General features: G+C 74.1%; 19 protein-coding genes and 1 tRNA gene. 16 read left to right on the top strand and 4 right to left on the bottom strand.

Annotated elements, in window-relative coordinates; genetic code table 11:
• Positions 1-5 precede the first annotated feature (5 nt).
• The 8 genes from glp to AB2U05_RS13275 all read left to right on the top strand — a co-directional run bounded on the left by glp (position 6) and on the right by AB2U05_RS13275 (position 7,724).
• A complete protein-coding gene (glp, locus tag AB2U05_RS13310) occupies positions 6-1,343 on the top strand; it encodes a gephyrin-like molybdotransferase Glp (RefSeq protein WP_045696381.1) in 1,338 nt (445 codons plus the stop codon).
• 142 nt (positions 1,344-1,485) lie between these two features.
• Positions 1,486-1,986, top strand: a complete 501-nt coding sequence (moaC, locus tag AB2U05_RS13305; RefSeq protein ID WP_078859879.1) for a cyclic pyranopterin monophosphate synthase MoaC — start codon at positions 1,486-1,488, stop codon at positions 1,984-1,986.
• A gap of 26 nt (positions 1,987-2,012) precedes the next feature.
• On the top strand, positions 2,013-2,516 hold the full coding sequence (locus AB2U05_RS13300; RefSeq protein ID WP_045696384.1) for a molybdenum cofactor biosynthesis protein B: 504 nt from the start codon (positions 2,013-2,015) through the stop codon (positions 2,514-2,516).
• A complete protein-coding gene (locus AB2U05_RS13295; RefSeq protein ID WP_045696386.1) occupies positions 2,513-3,139 on the top strand; it encodes a GNAT family N-acetyltransferase in 627 nt (208 codons plus the stop codon). The genes AB2U05_RS13300 and AB2U05_RS13295 overlap by 4 nt, the downstream gene beginning before the upstream one ends.
• Before the next feature lie 150 nt (positions 3,140-3,289).
• A complete protein-coding gene (gene glpR, locus AB2U05_RS13290) occupies positions 3,290-4,348 on the top strand; it encodes a gephyrin-like molybdotransferase receptor GlpR (protein ID WP_369183287.1) in 1,059 nt (352 codons plus the stop codon).
• Between the two features lie 72 nt (positions 4,349-4,420).
• Positions 4,421-4,494: transfer RNA gene (locus AB2U05_RS13285), tRNA-Ala, on the top strand.
• A 296-nt stretch (positions 4,495-4,790) separates the two neighbouring features.
• Positions 4,791-6,029 carry a glycosyltransferase 87 family protein gene (locus tag AB2U05_RS13280; RefSeq protein WP_369183286.1) on the top strand — a complete coding sequence of 413 codons (1,239 nt, stop codon included), beginning with the start codon at positions 4,791-4,793 and terminating at the stop codon, positions 6,027-6,029.
• A gap of 72 nt (positions 6,030-6,101) precedes the next feature.
• The gene (locus tag AB2U05_RS13275) at positions 6,102-7,724 is read left to right on the top strand and encodes a DUF2079 domain-containing protein (RefSeq protein WP_369183285.1); all 1,623 of its coding nucleotides are present in this window, start codon (positions 6,102-6,104) and stop codon (positions 7,722-7,724) included.
• A 67-nt stretch (positions 7,725-7,791) separates the two neighbouring features.
• On the opposite strand, the gene AB2U05_RS13270 is transcribed toward AB2U05_RS13275, so the two are convergent.
• Positions 7,792-8,661 (bottom strand): peptidase, encoded by an 870-nt coding sequence (locus tag AB2U05_RS13270; RefSeq protein WP_369183284.1) that lies wholly within the window; start codon positions 8,659-8,661, stop codon positions 7,792-7,794.
• A gap of 1 nt (position 8,662) precedes the next feature.
• Entirely contained in the window at positions 8,663-10,000 is a 1,338-nt protein-coding gene (locus AB2U05_RS13265; RefSeq protein WP_045696392.1) for a VWA domain-containing protein, read from the bottom strand.
• Between the two features lie 125 nt (positions 10,001-10,125).
• Here AB2U05_RS13265 and AB2U05_RS13260 point away from each other — a divergent pair, with 125 nt between their 5' ends.
• The 6 genes from AB2U05_RS13260 to AB2U05_RS13235 all read left to right on the top strand — a co-directional run bounded on the left by AB2U05_RS13260 (position 10,126) and on the right by AB2U05_RS13235 (position 17,905).
• Positions 10,126-10,968: an ATP-binding cassette domain-containing protein gene (locus AB2U05_RS13260; RefSeq protein WP_045696394.1), complete on the top strand. Its 843-nt coding sequence runs from the start codon at positions 10,126-10,128 to the stop codon at positions 10,966-10,968.
• Entirely contained in the window at positions 10,965-11,648 is a 684-nt protein-coding gene (locus tag AB2U05_RS13255; RefSeq protein ID WP_369183283.1) for an ABC transporter, read from the top strand. Before AB2U05_RS13260 ends, AB2U05_RS13255 begins: the two co-directional genes overlap by 4 nt.
• 115 nt (positions 11,649-11,763) lie before the next feature.
• Positions 11,764-13,113 carry an FtsW/RodA/SpoVE family cell cycle protein gene (locus tag AB2U05_RS13250; RefSeq protein ID WP_045696399.1) on the top strand — a complete coding sequence of 450 codons (1,350 nt, stop codon included), beginning with the start codon at positions 11,764-11,766 and terminating at the stop codon, positions 13,111-13,113.
• A complete protein-coding gene (locus AB2U05_RS13245) occupies positions 13,113-14,621 on the top strand; it encodes a penicillin-binding transpeptidase domain-containing protein (protein WP_078859883.1) in 1,509 nt (502 codons plus the stop codon). Before AB2U05_RS13250 ends, AB2U05_RS13245 begins: the two co-directional genes overlap by 1 nt.
• A gap of 252 nt (positions 14,622-14,873) precedes the next feature.
• Positions 14,874-16,367, top strand: coding sequence for an amino acid permease (locus AB2U05_RS13240; protein WP_244178764.1), 1,494 nt, complete (start codon positions 14,874-14,876; stop codon positions 16,365-16,367).
• A 128-nt stretch (positions 16,368-16,495) separates the two neighbouring features.
• Positions 16,496-17,905 carry a glycosyltransferase 87 family protein gene (locus AB2U05_RS13235; protein WP_052706427.1) on the top strand — a complete coding sequence of 470 codons (1,410 nt, stop codon included), beginning with the start codon at positions 16,496-16,498 and terminating at the stop codon, positions 17,903-17,905.
• A 32-nt stretch (positions 17,906-17,937) separates the two neighbouring features.
• Here the strand turns inward: AB2U05_RS13235 and AB2U05_RS13230 are convergent, their stop codons facing one another.
• Together AB2U05_RS13230 and AB2U05_RS13225 are read right to left on the bottom strand one after the other, a co-directional pair.
• Entirely contained in the window at positions 17,938-19,707 is a 1,770-nt protein-coding gene (locus AB2U05_RS13230; protein ID WP_052706426.1) for a penicillin-binding transpeptidase domain-containing protein, read from the bottom strand.
• 191 nt (positions 19,708-19,898) lie between these two features.
• Positions 19,899-21,677 carry a dolichyl-phosphate-mannose--protein mannosyltransferase gene (locus tag AB2U05_RS13225; RefSeq protein ID WP_369183282.1) on the bottom strand — a complete coding sequence of 593 codons (1,779 nt, stop codon included), beginning with the start codon at positions 21,675-21,677 and terminating at the stop codon, positions 19,899-19,901.
• A 106-nt stretch (positions 21,678-21,783) separates the two neighbouring features.
• Here AB2U05_RS13225 and rsmI point away from each other — a divergent pair, with 106 nt between their 5' ends.
• Positions 21,784-22,653 (top strand): 16S rRNA (cytidine(1402)-2'-O)-methyltransferase, encoded by an 870-nt coding sequence (rsmI, locus tag AB2U05_RS13220; protein ID WP_369183281.1) that lies wholly within the window; start codon positions 21,784-21,786, stop codon positions 22,651-22,653.
• Between the two features lie 289 nt (positions 22,654-22,942).
• On the top strand, positions 22,943-23,314 hold the full coding sequence (locus AB2U05_RS13215) for a hypothetical protein (RefSeq protein WP_244178766.1): 372 nt from the start codon (positions 22,943-22,945) through the stop codon (positions 23,312-23,314).
• The last annotated feature ends 2 nt before the right edge of the window (positions 23,315-23,316 follow it).

Raw genomic sequence — 23,316 nt, 5'->3', positions numbered from 1 at the left:
CGCCGATGACCGGGTCCACGGAGCACAGCACCACCGACGCAGCCTGCTGTGACGGGTCCGCGGACCGGGCGCCGGCGGCTCCTCGCCTCTGGACGGTCGACGAGCACCTCACCGACGTGCTGGCCGCGGTCGGCCCGCTGCCCGCGATCGAGCTCCAACTGCTCGACGCCCAGGGCTGCCGGCTGGAGGAGAACGTCCTCGCGGGCGGCGACCTGCCGCCCTTCGACAACAGCTCGATGGACGGCTACGCCCTGCGCACCGCCGACACCGCCGGCGCCACCGACACCTACCCCTCGGTGCTCACCGTGGTCGGCGACATCGCCGCCGGCGCGGACGAGCTGCCCAAGGTCGGGCCCGGCCAGGCCGCCCGGATCATGACCGGCGCCCCCCTGCCGCCCGGCGCCCAGGCCGTCGCCCCGGTCGAGTGGACGGACGGCGGCACCGGCACCGGCGTGGCCGCCGCCGCGATGGGCGCGCCCGTCGAGGGCGAGGAGGTCCGGGTGCTGCGCCCGGTCGCCGAGGGCGCGCACATCCGCCGCCGCGGCAGCGACGTCGCGGCCGGCACGACCGTCCTGGCCGCCGGCACCCGGCTCGGCCCCACCCAGCTCGGCCTGCTCGCCGCGATCGGCCGGGCCACCGTCAAGGTCCGCCCGCGCCCGCGGGTCGTGGTGCTCTCCACCGGCAGCGAGCTGGTCCAGCCCGGCGAGCCGGTCGGGCCCGGGCAGATCGCCGACTCCAACAGCTTCACCCTCACCGCGGCCGCCCAGGCCGCCGGCGCCATCGCCTTCCGGGTCGGCGCCGTCCCCGACGACGCCGAGCGGCTGCGCGCCGTCCTGGAGGAGCAGCTCGGCCGGGCCGACCTGATCGTCACCAGCGGCGGCGTCAGCGTCGGCGCGTACGACGTCGTCAAGGAGGTCTTCGAGACCTACGGCGGCGTGGACTTCCGCAAGCTCCGGATGCAGCCCGGCAAGCCCCAGGGCTTCGGCCGGATCGGCGGCCGGACCGGGGTGCCGCTGCTCGCCCTGCCCGGCAACCCGGTGAGCGCCTACATCTCCTTCGAGCTGTTCGTCCGCCCGGTCATCCGCACCATGCTCGGCGCGGCCGACGTCCACCGCCCGGTGGTGCGCGCGCTCTGCCCGTCCGCGCTGCGCTCCCCGGCCGGGCGCCGGCAGTTCCTGCGCGGCCGCTACTCGCCGGCGGACGGCACCGTCGAGCCGGTCGGCGGCGCCGACTCCCACCTGGTCGGCGCCCTGGCCCGGGCCGACTGCCTGATCACCGTCCCCGAGGACGTCACCGACCTGCCGGCCGGCAGCGCGGTCGACGTGGTGCTGCTGGACTCCTGACCGTTCGCGTTCCCCGCCCCGAGCCGGAGGGGGCGCCGGAGCGCCGACCGTCGACACCGGGTCCGAGCGCCCGGAGACGAGTGGCGAGTCACAGAGCGGTACGGTAGCGCCGTATTCGACCCGTGCGCCCCTGGAGTTACCCGTGACGACACCTCCCCCCGGCGACCGCCTGACCCACGTCGACGAGCAGGGCGCGGCCCGGATGGTCGACGTCTCCGAGAAGGCCACCACCGCGCGCACCGCCGTCGCGGCCGGGCGGGTCCGGGTCTCCCCGAAGGTGGTCGAGCTGCTGCGCGGCGAGGGCGTGCCCAAGGGCGACGCCCTCGCGGTGGCCCGGATCGCCGGGATCATGGGCGCGAAGCGGACGCCGGACCTGATCCCGCTCTGCCACCCGATCGCGGTCTCCGGCGTCAAGGTCGACCTCGCCGTCGCGGACGACGCGGTCGAGATCACCGCCACCGTGAAGACCGCCGACCGCACCGGCGTCGAGATGGAGGCGCTGACCTCGGTGGCGGTCGCCGCGCTGACCGTCATCGACATGGTCAAGGCGGTGGACAAGGGCGCCGCGATCGAGTCCGTCCGGGTGCTCAGCAAGACCGGCGGCAAGAGCGGCGACTGGTTCGCGCCGGAGGTGGAGGCGTGACGGCGCGGGGCACGGCGGCACAGGACATGAGGGCCTTGGCGGTGACCGTCTCCAACCGCGCCTCGGCCGGGGTGTACGAGGACCGGGGCGGCCCGCTGCTGGTCGCCGGCCTGACCGCGATGGGCTTCGCCGCGGACGGCCCCCGGGTCGTCCCGGACGGCGAGCCGGTCGAGGCGGTGCTGCGCGAGGCCGTCGCGGCCGGCTACGACGTCGTGCTGACCACCGGCGGCACCGGCATCTCCCCGATGGACCTCACCCCCGAGATGACCGCCCGGGTGATCGACCGGCCGGTCCCCGGCATCGCCGAGGCGATCCGCGCGTACGGCCGGGACAAGGTGCCGACCTCGGCGCTCTCCCGCGGGCTGGCGGGGCTCGCCGGACGTACCCTGATCGTCAACCTGCCGGGGTCGACCGGCGGCGTCAGGGACGGCCTGGCCGTCCTGGAGCCGCTGCTCGCCCACGCCGTGGACCAGCTCCGCGGCGGGGACCACCCCCGGCCCGACGCACCAGCTTCCGGGAGAGCGCACTGAACGCCGGCTGGCCGGTAGAACTCCACGAGGGGGAGGTCGTGCTGCGCCCGATCCGGCGCCGCGATCAGCACGAGTGGCAGGAGGTGAGCCGCCGCAACCGGGACTGGCTGCAGCCCTGGGAGGCCACCGTGCCGCCGGGCCCGGCCGGCCAGGCCTCGGCCCCGCGGCCGACCTACCGGCAGATGGTCCGCTTCCTGCGCGGCGAGGCCGCGCACGGGCGGATGCTGCCCTTCGTGGTCCTCCACAAGGGCCGCATGGTGGGCCAGTTGACGGTCGGCGGGATCACCTGGGGCTCGATGTGCGCGGCGAACATCGGCTACTGGATCGACGAGGCGGTGGCCGGCCAGGGCATCATGCCGACCGCCGTGGCGCTTTCCGTGGACCACTGTTTCCGGACCCTCGGGCTGCACCGGATCGAGGTGTGCATCCGCCCGGAGAACCGCCCGAGCCGGCGGGTGGTGGAAAAGCTCGGCTTCCGTTCGGAGGGAATCCGGCCGCGCTATCTCCACATCGACGGCGACTGGCGGGACCACCTGGTCTACGCGCTGACCGCGGAGGAGGTTCCGGAGGGGATGCTGGAACGTCGGCGGTCGCTCAGTTCCGGGCACGGGCCAGGTAATTGAATATATGTTCGAAAGAAATATCGATATGGCATCGCTGCCCCACCGGACCGGCACAAATACCGGCAAAATAGTCGGAGAATCAGCTTGATCACACGACACGCCGCGTCAAATTGCTGCCAGGCCTTCCCCGGCGCCCGTACGGTGTGAATCGTGAGCAGTAGCGGCCTTATCTACGCCGTCATCGTAGGGGCCTGGGCCGCCTATCTGGTGCCGATGTGGCTCCGCAGGCAGGACGAACTCAACGAGGCGCGCCCGACGGAACGCTTCAGCACCGCCATCCGCCTGCTGGCCGGGCGTTCGGCGCTGGAGCGGCGGGCAGCCCGGGCCCTGGGCGACGAACCGCGTGACGACGAGCACACCAGCGACGGCCCTCCCGAACGGGACGAGGCCGCCCCCGGCGACCCCGCGGCGCGGGAGCCCGAACCTCCCGTGGAGCGGTCCGCCCCGGCGCCCGCCCCGGCTGCGGCTCCGGCTCCGGTCCCGGCTTCGGTGCGGCAGGACGGCGGGGAGCGGCGGGCGCGGCTGCTGGCCCGCCGCCGCCGGATGGTCACCGTCCTCTTCCTCGCCTTCGCGCTCGGCGCCGTGGTCGCCGCGGTCGCCGGGCTCGCCTTCCTCTGGGTCCCGGCCGTCCCGGCCGTCCTCCTCACCGGCTACATCGGCCACCTGCGCCGGCTGGAGCGCCAGCGGTACGAGGTGAAGCTGGACCGCGCCCGGGCCGCCCAGGCGGCCGAGCGGCTGCGCAAGCGCGAGCGGCAGCGGGCGGAGGCCGCCGAGGCCGCCCCCGTCGAGCAGTCGCACGTCGAGGTGCCCACCGTCCCGGCCGCCCCGGTCGGGCGCGAGGTGCCCGGGCCGCCCGTCGAGGAGCGGGCCGGGCGGCGCCCGCACCTGCGGCTGGCCGTCGACCCGGAGCAGGCCGCCGCGTCGGCCGGCTCCGCCTCCGCGGTGGCCGAGGCGACCGAACACGAGGAGTGGGTCGACGGCATGCGCGAGCGCGGCGCGGCCGGCCCGGACTCCTGGGAGCCGGTGCCCGTCCCGCTGCCGACCTACGTCACCGCGCCGGTCGCCCCCCGGGTCTCCCGCAACCTCGACCTGTCGGCCCCCGGCACCTGGACCGCCGGGCGCCCGGCCGAGCCCCGCACCACCCCGCTGTTCGACCAGTACGCGGAGGCCCCGGCCCCCGAGGCCCGGCCCCGCGCCGCCAACGAGTGAGGTCCGTGACCACCCCCGGCCAGGGGGGTGGTCACGGACCCCCTCCGAAAGGTGCTAGAGTTTCTTCTCGTTGGGGCTGTGGCGCAGTCCGGTAGCGCACCTCGTTCGCATCGAGGGGGTCAGGGGTTCGAATCCCCTCAGCTCCACCCAACGGCCGGTTCGACCGGTCGACGAAATCCCGCCGGGAGGCAACTCCCGGCGGGATTTCGCGTTTGCGGGGTTCGGCGAGGAGCCGGCCGGTCGCTGTGTTCGAGGTCACATCGGCGTCAGGGGTGCGTTTCTGACGCGGTTTGGGCTTCGGGGGGGTCGGTTATGGTGGGTGGGCCCAGACGCTGACGGCGGACGATCTGGTCTATCTCAACGGGGTGCCATCGCGGTGCGCGAGTTCGGTCTTTCACGGTGGTCGCGGCGCGCGGGGTCCGAGGGGCCCGGCGGGGCGCCGGTGACCGGGAGACCGAGGGCCCGGACCGTCGCGGCGGCCGTCTTCGCGGCGGTGTCGCTCGCGGTCTTCACCCTGCTGCGGCACCAGCACGGGGCGACCATGGTCGACATGCTCGTCTACCGGGCCGAGGGCCAGGCCGTGGTGAACGGCGACGACCTCTACGCGATGCGGCTGCCCGGGTGGGACCTGCCGGCCACCTACCCGCCGTTCGCGGCGATGCTGTTCGTGCCGAGCACCTGGTTCGACGTGAGCACCCTGCGCGTCCTGGTGATGCTCGGCAACTACGCGCTGCTGGCCCTGGCGGCGCACCTGTCCTTCCGGCTGGCCGGCTGGCCGGCCGGCCGCAACCGCCCGGCCGCCGTGCTGGCCGCCGTGGGCCTCGGCATCTGGCTGGAGCCGGTCTTCACGACCTTCCAGTACGGCCAGGTCAACCTCGCCATCCTCTGCCTGGTGCTGTGGGACCTCACCCGCCCCGACCGCTCCCCGCTCAAGGGCGTGGGCATCGGCCTGGCCACCGCGATCAAGATCACCCCCGGCCTGTTCGCCGTCTACCTGCTGCTGACCGGGCGGATCCGGGCCGCGCTGGTCTCCGGCGCCACCTTCCTGGCGGCCGGTCTGATCGGCTGGGCCGCGCTGCCCGACGCCTCGTACGGCTTCTGGAAGACGTACCTGTGGGACCCGAGCCGGGTCGGCGTCACCGTCCTGGTGGACAACCAGTCGCTGCGCGGGGCCGTCTGCCGGCTGCTCGACGTCAACGACCCGGGCCTGGTCGGGCTGGTGGCCTCCGCGCTGGTGGCCTCGCTCGGCATCGCGGTGGCGGTGCTGGCCGGGCGGTCCGTGCGGGTGCTGCGCCGGGCCGACGCCTGGGGCGCCGTGTGCACCGCGCTCACCGCGCTGCTGGTCTCCCCGATCAGCTGGACCCACCACTGGGTCTGGTGCCTGCCGCTGCTCGCCCTGCTGGCCGCCGAGGCCAGGACGGTCGGCCGGCGGGTGCTGCTGGGCGTGACGCTGGCCGTGTTCCTCTCGCACGTCATGTGGACGGTGCCGCACCGGTGGGGCCGCGGGGTCGCCTGGTACTGGCAGCTGCCCGGCTCCATCTACCCGCCGCTGGGCATCGCCGTCCTGGTGGCGGTCGGCCTGCGGCTGTACCGGGTGCGGCGCCGGGCCGCCGAGGGCGAGGGCTGGGCGCTGCCCGTCTCCGCGCTCGACGACGACGCCGCCCTGACCAAGCAGACCTGACCGAGCAGACCTGACCGAGCAGACCTGACCGAGCAGACCTGACCCGAGCGGACCTGGCGAAGCAGACCTGACGTGACCACCGAGACCCGATCCGCCGCGCCGTCGCGCGCCGCCGAAGCGCCCGGCCGGGCACGTGCGCTGGCCGCCGCCCTCACCCCCGGCCGGCGCACCGCGCTGCTGACCGCCCTCTGCTTCGCCGTCATGTGCGCGGTCGGCCTGCAGGGCTGGACCTCGGTCGGCCTCGGCGGCTTCGACCTCGGCATCTTCGACCAGGGCGTGCGCGGCTACGCCCACTTCGGGCTGCCCGTCTCCACGCTGAAGAGCTACCACCACGAGTTCCCGCCCGGCTTCTCGCTGCTCGGCGACCACTTCTCGCCCGTCCTGGCGCTGCTCGCGCCGCTGTACTGGATCTGGGACGACCCGCGCTCGCTGATCATCGGCCAGTCGCTGCTGTTCGCCGCCGGCGTGCCGCTGATCCGGCGGATCACCGCGCACGCCTTCGCCGCCGCCGAGCCGCGCACCGCCTGCCGCGCCGCCGACCTGGCCGGGCTGGTGTACGCGCTGGGCTGGCCGCTGCTGGTCGCCGCCCGGGTCGGCTTCCACGAGGTGGCCTTCGCCGTCCCGCTGATCCTGCTGATGCTGGAGCGCGGGCTCGCCCGCCGGTACGGCACCGTGGTGCTCGCCGCCCTGCTGCTGTGCGGCACCAAGGAGGACCTCGGCCTGCTGGTCGGCGCGTACGGGCTGGTGCTGCTGCTGCGCACCCGGCGCACCGGCGACCGCGCGGGCCGGTACACCGGGCTCGGGCTGCTGCTCGGCGGGCCGGTCGCCTCGGCCGTCGCGATCACCTGGCTGATCCCGGCGATGGGCGGCCAGCCGGGCTACTACTGGAACTACCAGGCGCTCGGCGCGGACGGCGGCGACGCGGTGCGGCACCTGCTGCACAACCCGTTCCTGCTGCTGCAGACCGCCTTCGACCAGCCGCTCAAGCCGCTGCTGCTGCTCTGGCTGTTCGGCACCCTGCTGCTGCTGCCGCTGCGCTCGGCCACCGTGCTGTGCCTGGTGCCGCTGCTGGCCGAGCGGATCCTCTCCAGCAACCCCAACCACTGGTCGATCGCCCGGCACTACGACTCGATGCTGTGGCCGGTCCTGCTGGTCGCCACGGTCGAGGTGCTGGGGCGGCTGAGCGCCGCCGACCGGCCCGAGCGGAGCGTCCGGCGGGCGCGGCGGCTGGGCCTGGGCGCGGCCGGGATCGCGCTGGTCGCCGCCGTGCCGATCGGGCTGGCGCAGCTCGCGGTGCCGTCCTCCTGGACGCCCAAGGCCAGCGAGGCCGCGCTGGTGCGGGCCGCCGCGCTGATCCCGGACGGGGCGTCCGTCGAGGCGGACAACCAGATCGCGCCGCGGCTGACGGCGCGGGCGGACGTGGTGCTGGTGGACGGCACGCCGCGCGGGCGCGAGTACGTGCTGACCCGGGCGGACAAGCGGTCCTTCCCGTTCAAGACGGACCAGGAGCAGGCCGCGCGGATCCAGCTGTTGCTGGCGCACGGGTACAAGCAGCTGTGGGCCGAGGACGGGGTCGTGCTGCTGCACCGGGAGGGCACCGAGCCGGTGCCCGGGGAGCACGTGCCGGGGCCCGGCAGCACGCCCGTCCAGGACGAGGTGCCCTCGGACGTCGGGCACAACCTGTTCCGCGGCTGAGCCACGTCGCGAACGCCGGAGGGCCGGCCGGAAGCTTCCGGCCGGCCCTCCGGCGTTCGGTGCGGGGTCAGGGCCGCTCGGCGTAGCCCTCGTGGTGGTGGTGCGGGCCGGACTGGGGCGGGACGGCGCCGTAGCGGGCCGGGCGGTGGCCGCGCGGGTGCCGGGTCAGGTGGTAGCCCAGGACGCCCGCGAGGGCGGCCAGGAAGCCGCCGCCGATGGTCCAGTACCAGCGGCTGTTCCAGCCGGAGAACCAGCCGGTGTACCAGTGCTCCTCCGCGGCCGCCGGGGCCGCCGCCTTGGCGGTGGAGGCGCCGCCGCCGACCGGCGGGACCAGCGGGGCCTTCAGCTCCCCGCCCTCCGGCTGGGCGTTGTCGGCGTTCCCCTTGGCGGCGACGTGCAGCTGGACGGAACCGGCCAGGCCGAGGTCGGGCTGCGGGGCGTCGGTGACCGACAGCCGCACGTAGTAGGTGCCGGGCAGCGGGTCGCCGGACCACGGCTCGGCCCAGGTGCGGACCTCGCGCAGGGTGCAGTCGAGTTGCAGGGCGGTGGTGTTCTGGTCGCCCGTGGCGTTCTGGGTGCCGGCCGTGCAGGCCTGGCGGCGGCGCAGCCCGTCGAAGACCTCGACCGACCAGGTCTGCGGGCCGTGCCGGTCGGCGCCGGCGGCCAGGTTGACGGTCAGCTTGACCGCCGGGGTCTGGCCATCGGAGGCGCCGAACGCCCAGTACAGGTAGTCGCCGGTGGAGACGGCGACGTTCGCGTCCTGGCCCGGGGACAGGTTGACGGCGGTCAGGAAGGAGGTGCCGGCCTTGGTCGCCGGGGCGGGGGTGCCGCTCGCGGTCGCCGAGGGGGACGGCGCGGCGGAGGCCGCCGGGGCGCCGAGGGCGAGGGCGGGCAGCAGGGCGAGGGCGGCGAGGGCGCCGCGGAACGTCGTACGCATGTCAGTTCTCCCGCCAGACGGCGATGCGCCAGCGCGCGATCCAGCCGAAGACCAGGCCGAAGAGCAGGCCGGCCAGGGTGAGGGTGAGCAGCAGGATCCAGCCGCGGCCGAGGCCCATCGCGGCGCCCTCGGGGGCGGGCGAGGCGGCGGTCAGGTCGACGGTCAGCTCCACCGGCATGCCGGGGTCCGCCTGGACGCCGGACTGCGGGGAGGCCGAGTTGCTGACGACCAGGCAGACCGTGGTGTCCGGCTTCTCCTTGTCCTTGTCCTTGGACGAGGTGGTCGGGCTCGCGGTGACGTAGCCCTTGGAGTCGTCGGTGGACCAGCGCAGGCCGGTGGAGACCACGTCGGTGCGGCTGCTGCCGGCGTCGGTGCCGCGGACCAGCTCCTGGCCGGTCGCGCTGGTGGCCTGCAGCAGGACGCCGTAGTCCCGGTTCACCGCGCGGTCGAGCGAGACGCTGACCGAGGCGCGCAGCTCCTGGCCGGCCTTGACCGGGACCTTGTAGACGCGGTGCTCGGAGAACTTCTCGCGGTCGCTGTAGACGCCGGGGGCGAGCACCGGGGCGTTCTCGCACTTGTCGGTGCCGGAGGTCTTGACCGGGGTCACCGTGTACGTGTCGTTGGTGCGGTCGACGAGCTGCTTCACCTTGTCGGTGAGCTGCTGCGGGGTGCGGACGTCGGTGTAGGTGCCGCCGGTGGCGTTGGCGATGCAGAGCAGCTGCTGGCGGGTCTTGTCGTCGTGCGCCAGGCCCAGGGTGTCGACCACCAGGTGGATGCCCTGGGAGGCGAGTTCGCGGGCGACGTCGCACGGGTCGGGCGGGGTGCAGGTGTCCTCGCCGTCGGTGATCAGCACCACGCGGCGGGTGGTCTCGCCCTTGCCGAGGTCCTGTGCGGCGCCGCGCAGGGCCAGGCCCATCGGGGTCCAGCCGGTGGGACGCAGGGTGGCGACGGCGGTCTTGGCCTCGACCTTGTTGGTCTTGCCGACCGGGAAGAGCACCTTGGTGTCCTGGCAGCCGATGTTCTTGTCGTTGCCGGGGTAGGTCGCGCCCAGGGTGCGGATGCCGAACTCGGTCTCCGGCGGCAGCGCGTCGATCACCTCGTTCAGCGACTGCTGGGCCACCGAGATGCGGCTCTTGCCCTGGATGTCGGTGGCGGTCATGGAGCCGCTGACGTCCAGGATCAGGTCGACCCGGGGGGCTTCCTTGGGGGCGGCTGGGGCGGCGCCGGCTGTTGGTTCGTCGGCGTGGGCGGGCAGGCCGAGCAGCAGCGAGGCGCCGGTTATCGCCATGGCCGCCAGCAGGCTGCCGAGCCTGGTCTTCGGTCGTCGTCCGGTATTCACGCGGCGATCCTAGGGACCATCAGTTCGCCAAGGCCAAACGGGACGGTCGCGCTCCGGTGCGTTCACGCCGGTCTCACAGGGGCCCCGCTAGCCTGCGTACGCCACGAGCGGGAGGGGAGGGCGCGATGGAGCTGACGGCGGTCGGCAAGCGGTACGGGCGGGGCGGCCGGTGGATTCTGCGGGGCGTCCATCTGGCGGTCGGGCCGGGGGAGTTGGTGCGGATCGCCGGTGCGAACGGTAGTGGGAAGTCGACGCTGCTGCGGCTCGCGGCCGGGATCGAGCGGCCCAGTACCGGCAGGGTCGCGCGGCCGGGCCCGGTCGCGTACGTGCCCGAGCGCTTCCCGCCGGCGCTGCCGTTCGACGCCGCCTCGTACCTGCTGCGGGTGGGCCGGGTGCACGGCCTGTCGGCCGAGGCGGCGCGGCGGCGGGCGGGGTGGTGGCTGGAGCGGTTCGGCATCGCGGACCGGGCGGGCACGCCGCTGAGCCGGCTGTCCAAGGGCACCTGCCAGAAGGTCGCGGTGGCGCAGGCGTTGATCGCCGAGCCGAGGGTGCTGCTGCTGGACGAAGCCTGGACGGGGCTGGACCCGCAGGCCCGGGCGGTGCTGGACGAGGCGGCCGCCGAGCGGGCGGCGCGGGGCGGCGCCGTGCTGTTCGTGGACCACGACCCGACCCGGCTGGCCGGGCGGACCGGAGCCGTCTACCGGGTCGGCGCGGACGGCGGGCTGCGCGCGGTGGAGCAGGAGGCGCGGCCGGAGGGCGGCCCGGTGATGGAGATCGAGGTGGACGTGCCGGACGGCTCCCCGCTGCCGGAGCGGCTGCCCGGCGCGCCGGAGCGGGCCGCGCTCGGCGGGACGGCGGTGCGGCTGGCGGTGTCCCGCGCGCACTCGGACGCGCTGCTGCGCAGCCTGCTGGTGGGCCGTCCGGCCGTACGGGTGCTGGCGGTGCGGCGGCGGGAGGGGGAGCGGTGAGGCTCGTCGGGGCGCTGACGCGGTACCACCTGGAGCTGCTGGTGCGCTCGCACGCCTGGCTGCCGCCGTTCCTGGCGTTCGCGCTGCTGATGGTGATCGGGGTGCAGCCCGGCGATCCGCTCCTGGGCGGGCTGGGGTTCGGCGCGGGGGTGCTGGTGCCGGTGAGCGCCTGGTACGTCCGGGCCGCGCTGAACGCCGAGCCGCCGGCCTCGCGGGCCTGCCTGGTCGCGGCGGCGGGCGCGCCGCGGGTGCACCTGGGGGCGCTGCTGGCGGCACTGACGGCGGGTCTGCTGCTGGCGGCGGGCGAGGTGGCGGCGCTGTGGGGGCTGAGCGGGGCGGTGGCGAACGCGGGGGCCGGGCACGCCCCCGGCGTCGGAGAGGCGCTGACGGCCGGTCTGGCGACCTCGGTGGTCTGCGTGCTGGCGGGCGTGCTGGCCGGGGCGCTGGGCAACCGTCCGGTGCTGCTCCGCTCGCCGTACGGCATCCTGGCGACGCTGGGGCTGTCCGCCGGGGCCCTGGTGCTGCCCGGATCGCCGGCGAATGCGGCGGTGCGCGACCTGGTGACGGCCGCCCGGACGGGGCTGGTCGCGGCGCCGTGGGCGGAACTGCTGCTCGCCCTCGCCCTGTTGGGCCTGCTGGGGGCGGCGGTGGCCGCGCTGGCGGGGCGTCGGCCCGAGTAGCGGGCAAAGGCGGACACACCGGGGCGTGGAGCCGGTAAAGCGGGATGACCCTCGTTAGGGTGCGAATTCGGGGCGGCCGGCCCCGGCCGGCCTGTCCGACACCCTGGAGGGAGCCATGGCCACACCCTCCGCCGTGACGAGGTCCGCCGCCGCGCCGGGCCGGCCGGTGCGGCCGAGGCGCACGACCGAGCTCGTGCTGGTGCTGGCGGCCGTCCTGGCCGCCGTGTACGGCTACGTGGAGGTGGGCGCCGACCTCGACGGCGCGGTGCCCGCGGACGCCGTCGAGTACGGAGCGGCGCTCGGCGGGCTGGCGCTGGCGGCACACCTCACCGTCCGCCGGTGGGCCGGGTACGCGGACCCGCTGCTGCTGCCGATCGCGGTGCTGCTCAACGGGATCGGGCTGGTGGCGATCCACCGGCTGGACCGGGCCACTCCGGGCCGGGAGGCCGCCTCCACCCAGCTGCTCTGGTCGAGCCTGGGGGTGGCGCTGTTCATCGCGGCCGTCCTGCTGGTGCGCGACCACCGGCGGCTGCGGCGCTACGCGTACCTGGGGGCGCTGGGGGCGCTGGTCCTGCTGGTGCTGCCGATCTTCTTCCCGCCGGTGTACGGCTCCCGGATCTGGATCGTCATCGGGCCGCTGTCCTTCCAGCCCGGGGAGTTCGCCAAGGTCCTGCTGGCCGTCTTCTTCGCCGCCTACCTGGCGGTGCACCGGGACGCGCTGGCGCTCACCGGCCGCCGGGTCTGGCGCTGGCAGCTGCCGCGCGGTCGGGTGCTGGGGCCGGTGCTGCTGATCTGGGCGGCGTTCGTCGGGGTGCTGGTGCTGGAGACCGACCTGGGGACGTCCCTGCTGTACTTCGGGTTGTTCGTGGTGATGCTCTACGTGGCCACCGCGCGGACGGGCTGGATCGCGATCGGGCTGGGGCTGGCGGCGGTCGGCGCGGTGACGGTGGGCTGGCTGTCGCCGCACGTGCACAGCCGGGTGGTGGACTGGCTGGACCCGCTGGGTTCGATCGCGGCGGGCCGGGGCGCCAACCAGATCGCCCAGTCGCTGTTCGCGTTCGCCTGGGGCGGCGAGCTGGGAACCGGGCTGGGCAACGGGCACTCGGTGCTGATCGGCTTCGCCGCCAAGTCGGACTTCATCCTCGCGACGCTCGGCGAGGAGCTCGGCCTGACCGGGCTGATCGCGGTGTTCCTGCTGTACGCGCTGCTGGTCTCCCGGGGCTTCCGGACGGGCATCGCGCTGCGCGACCCGTTCGGGCGGCTGCTGGCGATCGGGCTGGCGGCGATCGTGGGCCTGCAGGTGTTCGTGGTGGCGGGCGGGGTGCTCGCGCTGATCCCGCTGACCGGGATGACGCTGCCGTTCGTCGCCCAGGGCGGCTCCTCGGTGGTCACCAACTGGATCATCGTCGCGCTGCTGGTGCGGATGAGCGACGAGGCCGGGCGGCCCGCGCCGGAGGTGGGCTGATGGCCCGGATCCGGCCGAAGGGCAACGGCCCGCAGGGCCTGCCCGGGATCTCGGTGACCGGCCGGCGGGCCGGCACCTTCTGCCTGCTGCTGGTCGCGGCGCTGTGCGCGCAGGCCACCCGGGTGCAGGTGTTCGAGGCCAGGAGCCTGAACCACAACAGCGCCAACCAGCGGCTCACCGTCGAGCGCTACGCCCGGCCGCGCGGGGACATCCTGGTCGGTGACGTGGCGGTGACCGGCTCGGTGCCGACCAGGGGCCGGTACGCGTACAAGCGCGGCTACACCGACGGCCCGCTGTTCGCGGCCGTCACCGGCTTCGCCTCGCAGGCGTACGGCACCACCCAGCTGGAGGGCACCGAGGACGACCTGCTGATCGGCACCGACCCCCGGCTGGGCGGCTGGGCGGTCTGGGACGCCGTCTCCCGCCGGCAGAACCCCGGCGGGAACGTGTCCACCACGCTGAACCGGGCCGCCCAGGAGGCGGCGATGCGCGGGCTCGGCGCCCAGAAGGGCGCGGTGGCGGCGATCGAGCCGGCCACCGGCCGGATCCTGGCCCTGGCCAGCACGCCCTCCTACGACCCGGGCTCCTTCGCCGGCTCCACCTCCGCCGACCAGGAGGCCTGGAACCGGCTGCAGACCGACCCCGACCAGCCGATGCTCAACCGGGCGCTGCGCCAGACCTACCCGCCGGGCTCGACCTTCAAGGTGGTCACGGCGGCGGCCGCGCTCGCGGCGGGCGTGGTCACCGACCCGGCCGCGCCCACCACCGCGCCGTTCCCGTACGTGCTGCCCGGCACCACCACGCCCCTGGTGAACGACACCGCGGCCTGCGACCGGCCGGGCCAGTCGCTGTCCGCCGCGATGACCGCCAGCTGCAACAGCGTGCTCGGCTACCTCGGGGTGCGGACCGGGCTGGACGCGATGGCGGCGATGGCCGAGAACTTCGGCTTCAACGACCCGAAGCTGGACATGCCGGTGCGCCCGGCGCGCTCCACCTTCGACACGCGGATGGACCAGGCGCAGCTGGCGCTCTCCTCGATCGGGCAGTTCGACACCGCCGCGACGCCGCTGGTGATGGCCATGGTCGCGGCCGGGGTGGCGAACGGCGGCACGGTGATGCGTCCACAGCTTGTGGACAAGCTGACGAGGAGCGACGGCGCCGTGGTGCGGTTGATGAAGCCGGCCGTCTACCGGCGGGCGCTCACCCCGGCGGTGGCCGGGCAGGTGCAGAAGCTGATGACGGACGTGGTGGAGAGCGGGACAGGCGGCAACGCCCGGATCGCCGGGGCGGTGGTGGGCGGCAAGACCGGTACCGCCCAGCACGGTGTGGACAACAGCGGGACGCCGTACGCCTGGTTCATCGCCTGGGCCAAGCCGGCCGGCTCGGACGCGGTGCCGCCGGTCGCGGTGGCGGTGGTGGTCGCGGACAGTGACGCGACGGACGTCAGCGGGGGAGCCCTGGCCGCGCCGATCGCCCGCTCGGTGATGCGGGCGGTGCTCGGCCGCTGAGCCGCGTACGGCTCGGGCACGGCCTCTGAGCTGGTCTTCTACCAAACCTCCGCGAGATGCGCCGCGTGCGAAGTGTCGGATTTGTAACATCTGATCTGCCAATTCGTACAATGCGCGGATCAGGACTGTTCGTTTGCGACACTGGCGTATTCGCGGGGTACTGTCCCATGTTTGTTCGGTTGGTCCCCGATGGCACCCCCCAGTGCTCGGGGTGACCGACCACCAGGACACCCTCCCCCGCCCAGAAGGACCGTGGTTTTGGCCAGCAACACCCTCGGCTCGCGCCTGCTGCGACGCAAGCCCGTCTCGACCCTGATCGCGGAGAGCGAGGGCCACGGCCTTCCGGCCGGCGCACCCGAGGGCGGTGGGCGCTCCGGCATCCACCTGCGCCGCTCGATCGGCCTGTGGCAGCTGTCCTCGATCGGCATCGGCGCCACCATCGGCACCGGCATCTTCTTCGTGCTCGGCACCGCCGTCCCGGACGCCGGCCCGGCCGTCATCCTGTCCTTCGTGCTCGCCGCGGTCACCGCCGGCCTCACCGCGCTCTGCTACGCCGAGATGGCCTCCGCGATCCCGGTCTCCGGCTCCTCGTACTCCTACGCCTACGCGACCCTCGGCGAGGGCGTGGCCTTCGGCGTCGGCATCTGCCTGCTGATGGAGTACGGCGTCTCCGCCTCGGCGATCGCGGTCAGCTGGGCCGAGTACCTGAACAAGTTCTTCGACCTGGCCTTCGGGTTCCGGATCCCCGAGCAGTTGTCCGGCGCCCCCGGCGGCGGCCACTGGTTCAACCTGCCGGCGCTGCTGCTGGTCGCGATGATCTGCTTCCTGCTGGTCCGCGGCGTCAGCGAGTCGGTCAAGGTCAACGCGGCCATGGTCGGGATCAAGATCGTGATCCTGCTGCTGTTCGTCGGCGTCGCCGTCACCGGCTTCCGTTCCGGAAACCTGACCCCGTTCATGCCGCTCGGCATCGGCGGCGTGGGGACCGCCGCGTCCAGCATCTTCTTCTCCTTCATCGGCCTGGACGCGGTGTCCACCGCCGGCGAGGAGGTCAAGAACCCGCGCCGCACCATGCCGCTGGCGATCATCATCTCGCTGGTCGTGGTCACCCTGCTCTACATCCTGGTCGCGCTGGCCGCCGTCGGCGCCCAGCCCTGGGACCAGTTCAAGGGCCAGGAGGCCGGCCTCGCCCAGATCATGCAGGACATCACCGGCCAGGGCTGGCCCGCGATGATCTTCGCGGTCGGCGCGATCATCTCGATCTTCAGCGTCACCCTCGTGGTGATCTACGGCCAGACCCGCATCCTGTACTCGATGGGCCGCGACGGCATGCTGCCCGAGCGCTTCGCCCAGGTCTCCCCGCGCACCGGCACCCCGGTCTGGAACACCATCGTGGTCGGGCTCGGCGTGGGCGCGCTGGCCGCCTTCGTCCCGCTGGACGTCCTCGCCGACATCACCAGCCTCGGCACCCTGATCGCGTTCTCGGTCGTCTCGGTCGGCGTGATCGTCCTGCGCCGCACCCAGCCCGACCTGCCGCGCGGCTTCAAGGTCCCGCTCTACCCGGTCGTCCCGCTGCTCAGCATCGGCTTCTGCGCCTACCTGATCAAGGGCCTGCACGCCGACACCTTCCGGGCCGGCGCCGTCGCCCTCGTCGTCGCGGTGGTCGTCTACTTCGGCTACAGCATCAAGCACTCCCGGCTCGAACGACCGGCCGCGCAGGCCGAGGCCGTCGAGGTCGACGCGCGTTGACTCCGCCGTTACCCGATCGTGAAGGGCCGCCGAACTGCACAGCTCCAGGCGGCCCTTCGCGTGCCACCCCGTATCCGACGCCCGAGGCGATGGCGACAGCGCCCGGCCCGCACCCCTAACCTTCCACCATGGTGAGCACCCGCACGCCCGGCTTCTCCCGCCCGCGCGGCCGCTTCACCGGCCGCGGCAGAACGCCGGCCCAGACCACCGCGGCCCAGGCCACGGCCGGACCCGGACGGCCCCCGCGGGGCTTCTCCACCCGGCCGTTCCCCCGACAGCGTGGCGAGAACACGTTTCCGCCCACGCCCGATCGGCTGAATCCCGCCCGGCTCGCCTCCCTGCGCTCCGTCCAGCTGATCGGCTGTCTGATCGCGGCCGGCTGGGCCGCCGCCTTCCCGCTCGTCTCCGACCTGCCCAACCAGCGGATCTGGGGCCTGATCGCCGCTCCCGCCTACGCCCTGGCCGGGCTCCTCTGCCTCACCCTGCCGCGCCGCGTCGCGGCCCACGCCGCGGCCGCCGTCGCCCTGGTCGGCGCCGTCCTCGCCCCGCTCGGACTGCTCGCCCTGACCGGCCGCCACCAGTCCGAGGTGATGGTCGTCGAACGCTCGGCCCACCTGCTGCTCACCACCGGCGACGTCTACCTCCCGCACCCGGCCGTGGTCACCGACTACAACCCCTACCTGCCGGCGATGTCCCTGTTCGGGCTGCCGCGCCAACTGTTCGGCAGCTCCACCGCCTTCGCCAGGGTCGCCGGGGACGCCCGGATCTGGTTCGCGCTCGCCTTCTTCGTCTGCCTGCTGGCCGCCTGGCGGCTGCTGCGGCCCAGCCGCGACCGGGCGCCGCTGCTGCCGCTGGCCGTCCTCACCGCCTCGCCATTGATAGCGCTCGCCCTGGTGGTCGGCGGGATCGACCTGCCGCTGATCGGGGTCTGCTGCCTGGCCATGGCCCTCGCCGAACGGGGCCGCACGGTCGGCGCCGGGCTGGTGCTCGCCCTCGCCTGCACCCTCAAGTGGACCGCCTGGCCCGCGCTGCCGGTGGCCGTCCTGCTGCTCTGGCGGCTCTACGGGCGCCGGCCCGCCGCCCGGACGGCGCTGATCGCGGTCGGCACCAGCGTGGCCGTCATGCTGCCCGCCTGGCTGCGGCAGAGCGACGCGCTGCGCGACCAGGTGGTGCGCTTCCCGCTCGGGCTCACCGCGATCCGCACCCCGGCCGGCAGCCCGCTGCCCGGCAAGGTGCTGGCCGGCATCGGGCCGACCGGCCACAGCATCTCGCTCGCGCTGGTGACCATCGGCGCCGTCGGCGTGACCATCTGGCTGCTGGCCCGCCCGCCCGTCACCGCGATCGCGGCCGCCGACCTGCTGGCCGTGGGGCTCACCATCGCGTTCATGCTCGCCCCGGCCGGACGCTTCGGCTACCTCGGGCTGCCGGCCGTACTGCTCATCTGGCCCCGGCTGGCCGCCCGGCGCTGGAGCAGCCGCCGGCCGCTGCCGCCCGGCCGGCGCCGGGAGACGCCGGAGCCCGCCCTGCCGCGCGGCTGACACGCGGCTGGGCGGGCTCCGGACGGGCCGTACTACTTGACCCCGTACGCCTTCAGGAGCGAGGCGACGGCCGGGCCGGCCGCGTCCACGCCGTGGCCGCCGCCCTGGACCTCGGCGGCGACCGAGAGGTTGCCGCGGAACGCGGTGAACCAGCTGTTGGTGGTGGACGCGCCCTGCACCTCGGCGGAGCCGGTCTTGGCGCCCGCGTTGTCGGTGATCCCGGCCATCACCTCCTTGGCCGTGCCGCCGACCGCGGTGGCGTTCATCATGGCGCGCAGCTTGCCGGCGACGTCCGGCGAGATCTGCCGGGCCGCCGCCTGCTGCGGCAGGCCGGCGACCAGGATGGGCTGCTTGAACGCGCCGCTCTGGACGGTCGCGGTGATCGAGGCGATGGCCAGCGGGTTCATCTGGACCTTGCCCTGGCCGATGTAGTTCATGGCCTGCTCGTCCTTGCTGCCCGGCGTCGCGGGGATCTTGCCGTCCGCGTTCGGCAGGCCGGTCTTCCACTCCAGGCCGATGCCGTAGACGTCCTTGGCGGTGCCGGCGAGCGTCTCGGGCTTGAGGCTGGTCAGGCCCTGGTTGATGAAGGCCGTGTTGCAGGACACCATGAAGTCCTGCTGGAGCGTGTTGTTGGGGAACGCGCCCGGGAAGTCGTTCGGGATCGCCACCGGGTTGCTGCTCTTCTCCGGGCAGGCCACCACGGTGTCCGGGTTGACCCCGGCCTCCAGCAGGGCCGTCGAGGTGACGATCTTCATCGTCGAACCCGGCGCGAGCAGGCCGTTGAAGGCCCGGTTCTGGCCGTTGGCGGGGGAGTTGGCGAAGGCCAGCACCTGGCCCGTGCTCGGCTCGATCGCCACGATGGAGCCGGACTTGCCGCCCAGGTCGGTCATCGCCTTCTCGGCGGCGGCCTGGAGGGCGCCGTCGATGGTCACCTTGAACGGCTTGGCGGGCTTCGGCTCGACGATGGTGAACAGCTTGTCCTGGCTGCCCTTGCCGTTCGGGTCGCTGATCACGACCGCGCTGCCCGCGTCCTGGTCCTTGTTCGGGTCCGGCGGCAGCAGCTTGTGGGCGTTGTCCTGCAGGGAGGTCATCAGCGCCGAGGTCAGCGAGGGGCTCTGCAGCACCTTGCCGTTGCGGTCCACCACGGTGGACGGCGGGGCGAACACCGGCTGCACGGCGATCGTCTCGGTGCCGTTCAGGTGCGGGTGGATCACCGTGGGCGCCCAGTGCACGGCCGGGGTGTCGTCGCTCATCTTCACGACGTTCAGGAAGCCGTTGTAGTCCCAGACCCGGCTGGTGCCCGCGAACTCGGCCCGCGCCTTGTAGCCCATCAGCACCCCGGTGGGCCCGGGGGTGGCGGAGGCGGACGGGGAGTCGCCGGCGCCGGGCGTGCCGCTCGCGGACGGCGTCGCGGAGGCGCCGGCCGAGGGCTTGGCCGTGGGGGAGGGGGTGCCGGTGGCCGAGGCGAAGGCCTGCGGGGTGGCCGGACCGGCCGGGTTGAGGGTCAGCGCGCTCGGCTTCACGTTGTCCCGGAACGCCGTCAGCGCCTTCTCGGCGGAGGCCGGGTCGTCGGTCAGCGAGGCCGCCTTGGCGAGGTCGCCGGCCGCCCAGGCCGCCAGGAAGTCCTTCGCGCCGCTCGCGGCCTGGTCCGCCGTGGGCGGCTCGGCCACCACCGTGCGCGGCTTCTTGGCGTCGGACGACCCGGAGTCCGAGCCCATCAGGCTGTACGCCCCGTAACCGCCGCCCGCGAGGACGGCGACGGACACGCCGGTGATGATCCCGATCTTGGCGCCTCTGCGCATGGTGCAAATCCCCCAGGGGTCTCGCGGCCGGGCGCAACCGGCGGGGGCCGGAAACGCTGTACGCCCCCCACCCTAGGCAGCGTCCGTCGGTGCGCCGACGAAACGCCGGGGACTTGTGACGGATCTGGTACGTGTCGTGCACCGTGTACGGACGATTCCCGCCCCCGCGGCGCACATGTCCGGGCCGGGGGTCAGACCCAGCTGTTGAACCACATCCGGGCCCGCCAGTCGTCCAGCGGGATGGTCTGCCCGGTGAAGAGCGGATAGAAGTACAGGAAGTTCCACACGATCATCAGCACCAGCAGCCCGGCCGCCGCCGAACCGATGATCCGGCGGTCCCGGGAGGCGCCGGCCGGGCCGATCAGGGCGCCGATCAGCATCGTCACCGCCAGCACCAGGAACGGGACGAACACCACCGCGTAGAACAGGAAGATCGTCCGCTCCTGGTACAGGAACCAGGGCAGGTAGCCGGCCGCCAGGCCGCACAGCAGCGCGCCGGCCCGCCAGTCCCGGCGGAACGCCCAGCGCCACAGGCAGTACACCAGCGCCACCACGGCCGCCCACCACAGCAGCGGGGTGCCGATGCCCAGCACCTCGCGGGCGCAGTCGGCCGCCGTGCAACCGGCCTCGCCCCGCTTGGGGGACTCGTAGTAGAAGGACACCGGTCGGCCCAGCACCAGCCAGGACCACGGGTTCGACTGGTAGACGTGCGGGTCGTGCAGGTTGGTGTGGAACTCGTAGACCGTCGAGTGGTAGTGCCACAGGGCGCGCAGGCCCTCCGGTATCCACGGGTAGTCGGTCGTGCGGCCGACCGCCCAGTCCCGGCCCCAGCCGCCCTGGCCGGGCGCGTTGCTGCTGGCGAACCAGCCCCACCAGGAGGCGACGTACGTCGCCGTCGAGACCAGCACGACGGACACGAACGCCGGCAGCACGTCCCGGGTGAGCACGGCCGCGTACGGGCGCGGCGCGCCGGCCAGCCGGCGGGCGCCGACGTCCCACAGCACCGACATCAGGCCGAAGGCCGCCATCACGTACAGGCCGCTCCACTTGGTGGCGCAGGTCAGGCCGATGCAGACGCCGGCCGCGATCCGGTACGGGCGCCAGCCCAGGCGCAGCCGCTGCGCCAGCTCGGCGTTCTCCACGCCGCCCAGCGCGGCGGCCAGCCGGGCCCGGGTGCGGTCGCGGTCCAGCAGCAGGAAGCCGAAGGCGGCCATCGTCCAGAACATCACCACCAGGTCGAGCAGCGCGGCCCGGCTGAGGACCAGGTGCAGGCCGTCCACCGCCAGCAGCAGACCGGCCACGCAGCCCAGCAGCGTCGAGCGGAACATCCGGCGGGCGATCCGGGCCAGCATCAGCACCGACAGGGTGCCGAGCAGGGCCACCGAGAACCGCCAGCCGAAGGGGTTCATCCCGAACAGCTGCTCGCCCGCGCCGATGATCCACTTGCCGACCGGCGGATGCACCACGTACGAGGCCATCGGGCGGTACGGGACGGCCGCGCCCGACATGATCTGCGCGTTGGCGTCCTCCGGCCAGTTGATCTCGTAGCCGCCGTGCCAGAGCGCGTACGCGTCCTTGGCGTAGTACGTCTCGTCGAAGATGATCGCGTTCGGCTGCCCGAGGTGGACGAAGCGCAGCGCGGCGGCGAACAGCGCCACCGCGATCGGGCCGAGCCAGCCGGACCAGCGGCACAGGAACCACCACAGGCCCTGCGGCAGCGACAGGCCCAGGCGCAGCAGCAGCGGCGACTGCGGAACGTCGCGCGGCGTCACCCGCGGGCCGTCCGGCATCGGCGGCACCAGGCGCTCGGTCAGCGGCACCGGCGCGCGGCCCGGGCGGCCGAACCGGGACAGGCGCTCGCGCCAGCCCGGGGACGCCTCCAGCGGCGGGCGCGGGGACGGCAGGCCGACGCCGCCCTGCGCGGTGTGGTCCGTACCAGTGGGCGTCTGCGCCGCCGTGTCGCCGTTCATCCGCCACATCGTAGGCGCGCCGTTCGCACGCGTGAGCGCTCCCTCGGAAGCTGCCCGAATCGTCACCAAACGCCCCGGCGCCCCGGCAGCTGGGAGGATGGGGCCCGTGACAGGAGTACTCGTTCTCGCAGGCACCCCCATCGGCGACGTCTCGGACGCCCCGCCCCGGCTGCTCACCGAACTCGCCACGGCGGACGTGATCGCGGCCGAGGACACCCGCCGGCTGCGCCGGCTCACCCAGGCGCTGGGGGTGACCCCGGCCGGGCGGGTGGTGTCCTACTTCGAGGGCAACGAGGTCGGCCGCACCCCCGAACTGGTCGAGGCGCTGCTCGGCGGCGCCCGGGTGCTGCTGGTCACCGACGCCGGGATGCCGTCCGTCTCCGACCCCGGCTACCGGCTGGTCGCCGCCGCCGTCGCCGCCGACGTCAAGGTCACCGCGGTGCCCGGGCCGTCCGCCGTGCTCACCGCGCTCGCCCTCTCCGGGCTGCCCGTCGACCGCTTCACCTTCGAGGGCTTCCTGCCCCGCAAGACCGGCGACCGGGCCCGGCAGCTCGCCACCATCGCGGCCGAGCCGCGCACCATGGTCTTCTTCGAGGCGCCGCACCGGATCGCCGAGGCGCTGACCGCGATGGCCGAGGCGTTCGGCCCGGAGCGGCCGGCCGCCGTGTGCCGGGAGCTGACCAAGACCTACGAGGAGGTCAAGCGCGGCCCGATCGGCGACCTGGCCGCCTGGGCGGCGGACGGCGTCAAGGGCGAGATCACCGTCGTCGTCGCCGGCGCCCCGCCGGCCGCGCCGCAGGAGCACACCCCGGCCGAGCTGGCCCGGCTGGTGGCCGTCCGGGAGGAGGCCGGGGAGCGGCGCAAGGAGGCCATCGCGGCCGTCGCGGCGCAGCTCGCGCTGCCCAAGCGGGAGGTCTTCGACGCGGTCGTGGCGGCCAAGAAGGAGAGTGCGCCGGAGGCCCGGAAGAACGGGTGAATTCCGGGGGTTGCGTGGCGCCCGGGGAGTCGTACCTTGGAGTGAAGGCCCCGGTAAACACCCACTGAGCTGAAGTTTTGGTCGCGGATTCCGGAACTCGACGGGCCTTTCGTATAGGGCTCTCCAATCCGCGTCCAAGTCTTCACAAGAGGGGCGTCCAACGGGGCGGTCCGGGCATTTCCTGGAACGGAAAGACCCAGCCGGGCGAGCGTCCGGCGGGCGCTGGGAGACGGCTATGAGTGACATCGTCGGTAGCCCCCTCGGCGGCAACGCGCTGAGCACCGCAGGCCTGGCCGGCCGGCCGCACCCTCCCGTCGAGACCGTACGGGAGGCCTACTCCTTCGCGTGCCTGCGCTGCGGGTACGGCTGGGAGCAGGCGTACGACATCGAGCACCACGTCGCCAAGGACGGGCACGTCGTGTTCGAGTACCACGCCAACGGTGTCCGGGTGCCGTCGCCGCTGCTCAAGCCGACCTGCCCGGGGTGCGGCGGTCACACCGTCCGGATCATGCGCGAGGGCCGGGTGGCCGTCGCCGACCAGCCCTGGCAGCACGCCCCCGGCTACCCGGCGCACGCCGAGCCGGCCGGGCCGTCCCCGGTGCCCGGGCCCTCGAAGCCGCGCGGACGCTGGGCCCGGTTCTGGTCGCGGCTGCTGGGCTGACA

This window comes from Streptomyces sp. Y1, assembly GCF_041053115.1.
Taxonomy (GTDB): domain Bacteria; phylum Actinomycetota; class Actinomycetes; order Streptomycetales; family Streptomycetaceae; genus Kitasatospora; species Kitasatospora rubellomurina.
The sequence above is the reverse complement of the archived record's forward strand: the minus strand, read 5'-3'. Positions and strand labels throughout refer to the sequence as shown.

What these genes read in the sequence shown, in the direction of transcription:
- AB2U05_RS13250 (WP_045696399.1), top strand. Translation starts at nt 11,764, where the DNA reads ATGGCCACACCCTCCGCCGTGACGAGGTCCGCCGCCGCGCCGGGCCGG.
- AB2U05_RS13235 (WP_052706427.1), top strand. Translation starts at nt 16,496, where the DNA reads ATGGTGAGCACCCGCACGCCCGGCTTCTCCCGCCCGCGCGGCCGCTTC.
- AB2U05_RS13230 (WP_052706426.1), bottom strand. Translation starts at nt 19,707, where the DNA reads ATGCGCAGAGGCGCCAAGATCGGGATCATCACCGGCGTGTCCGTCGCC.
- AB2U05_RS13245 (WP_078859883.1), top strand. Translation starts at nt 13,113, where the DNA reads ATGGCCCGGATCCGGCCGAAGGGCAACGGCCCGCAGGGCCTGCCCGGG.
- glp (WP_045696381.1), top strand. Translation starts at nt 6, where the DNA reads ATGACCGGGTCCACGGAGCACAGCACCACCGACGCAGCCTGCTGTGAC.
- AB2U05_RS13260 (WP_045696394.1), top strand. Translation starts at nt 10,126, where the DNA reads ATGGAGCTGACGGCGGTCGGCAAGCGGTACGGGCGGGGCGGCCGGTGG.
- AB2U05_RS13300 (WP_045696384.1), top strand. Translation starts at nt 2,013, where the DNA reads ATGAGGGCCTTGGCGGTGACCGTCTCCAACCGCGCCTCGGCCGGGGTG.
- AB2U05_RS13225 (WP_369183282.1), bottom strand. Translation starts at nt 21,677, where the DNA reads ATGAACGGCGACACGGCGGCGCAGACGCCCACTGGTACGGACCACACC.
- AB2U05_RS13270 (WP_369183284.1), bottom strand. Translation starts at nt 8,661, where the DNA reads ATGCGTACGACGTTCCGCGGCGCCCTCGCCGCCCTCGCCCTGCTGCCC.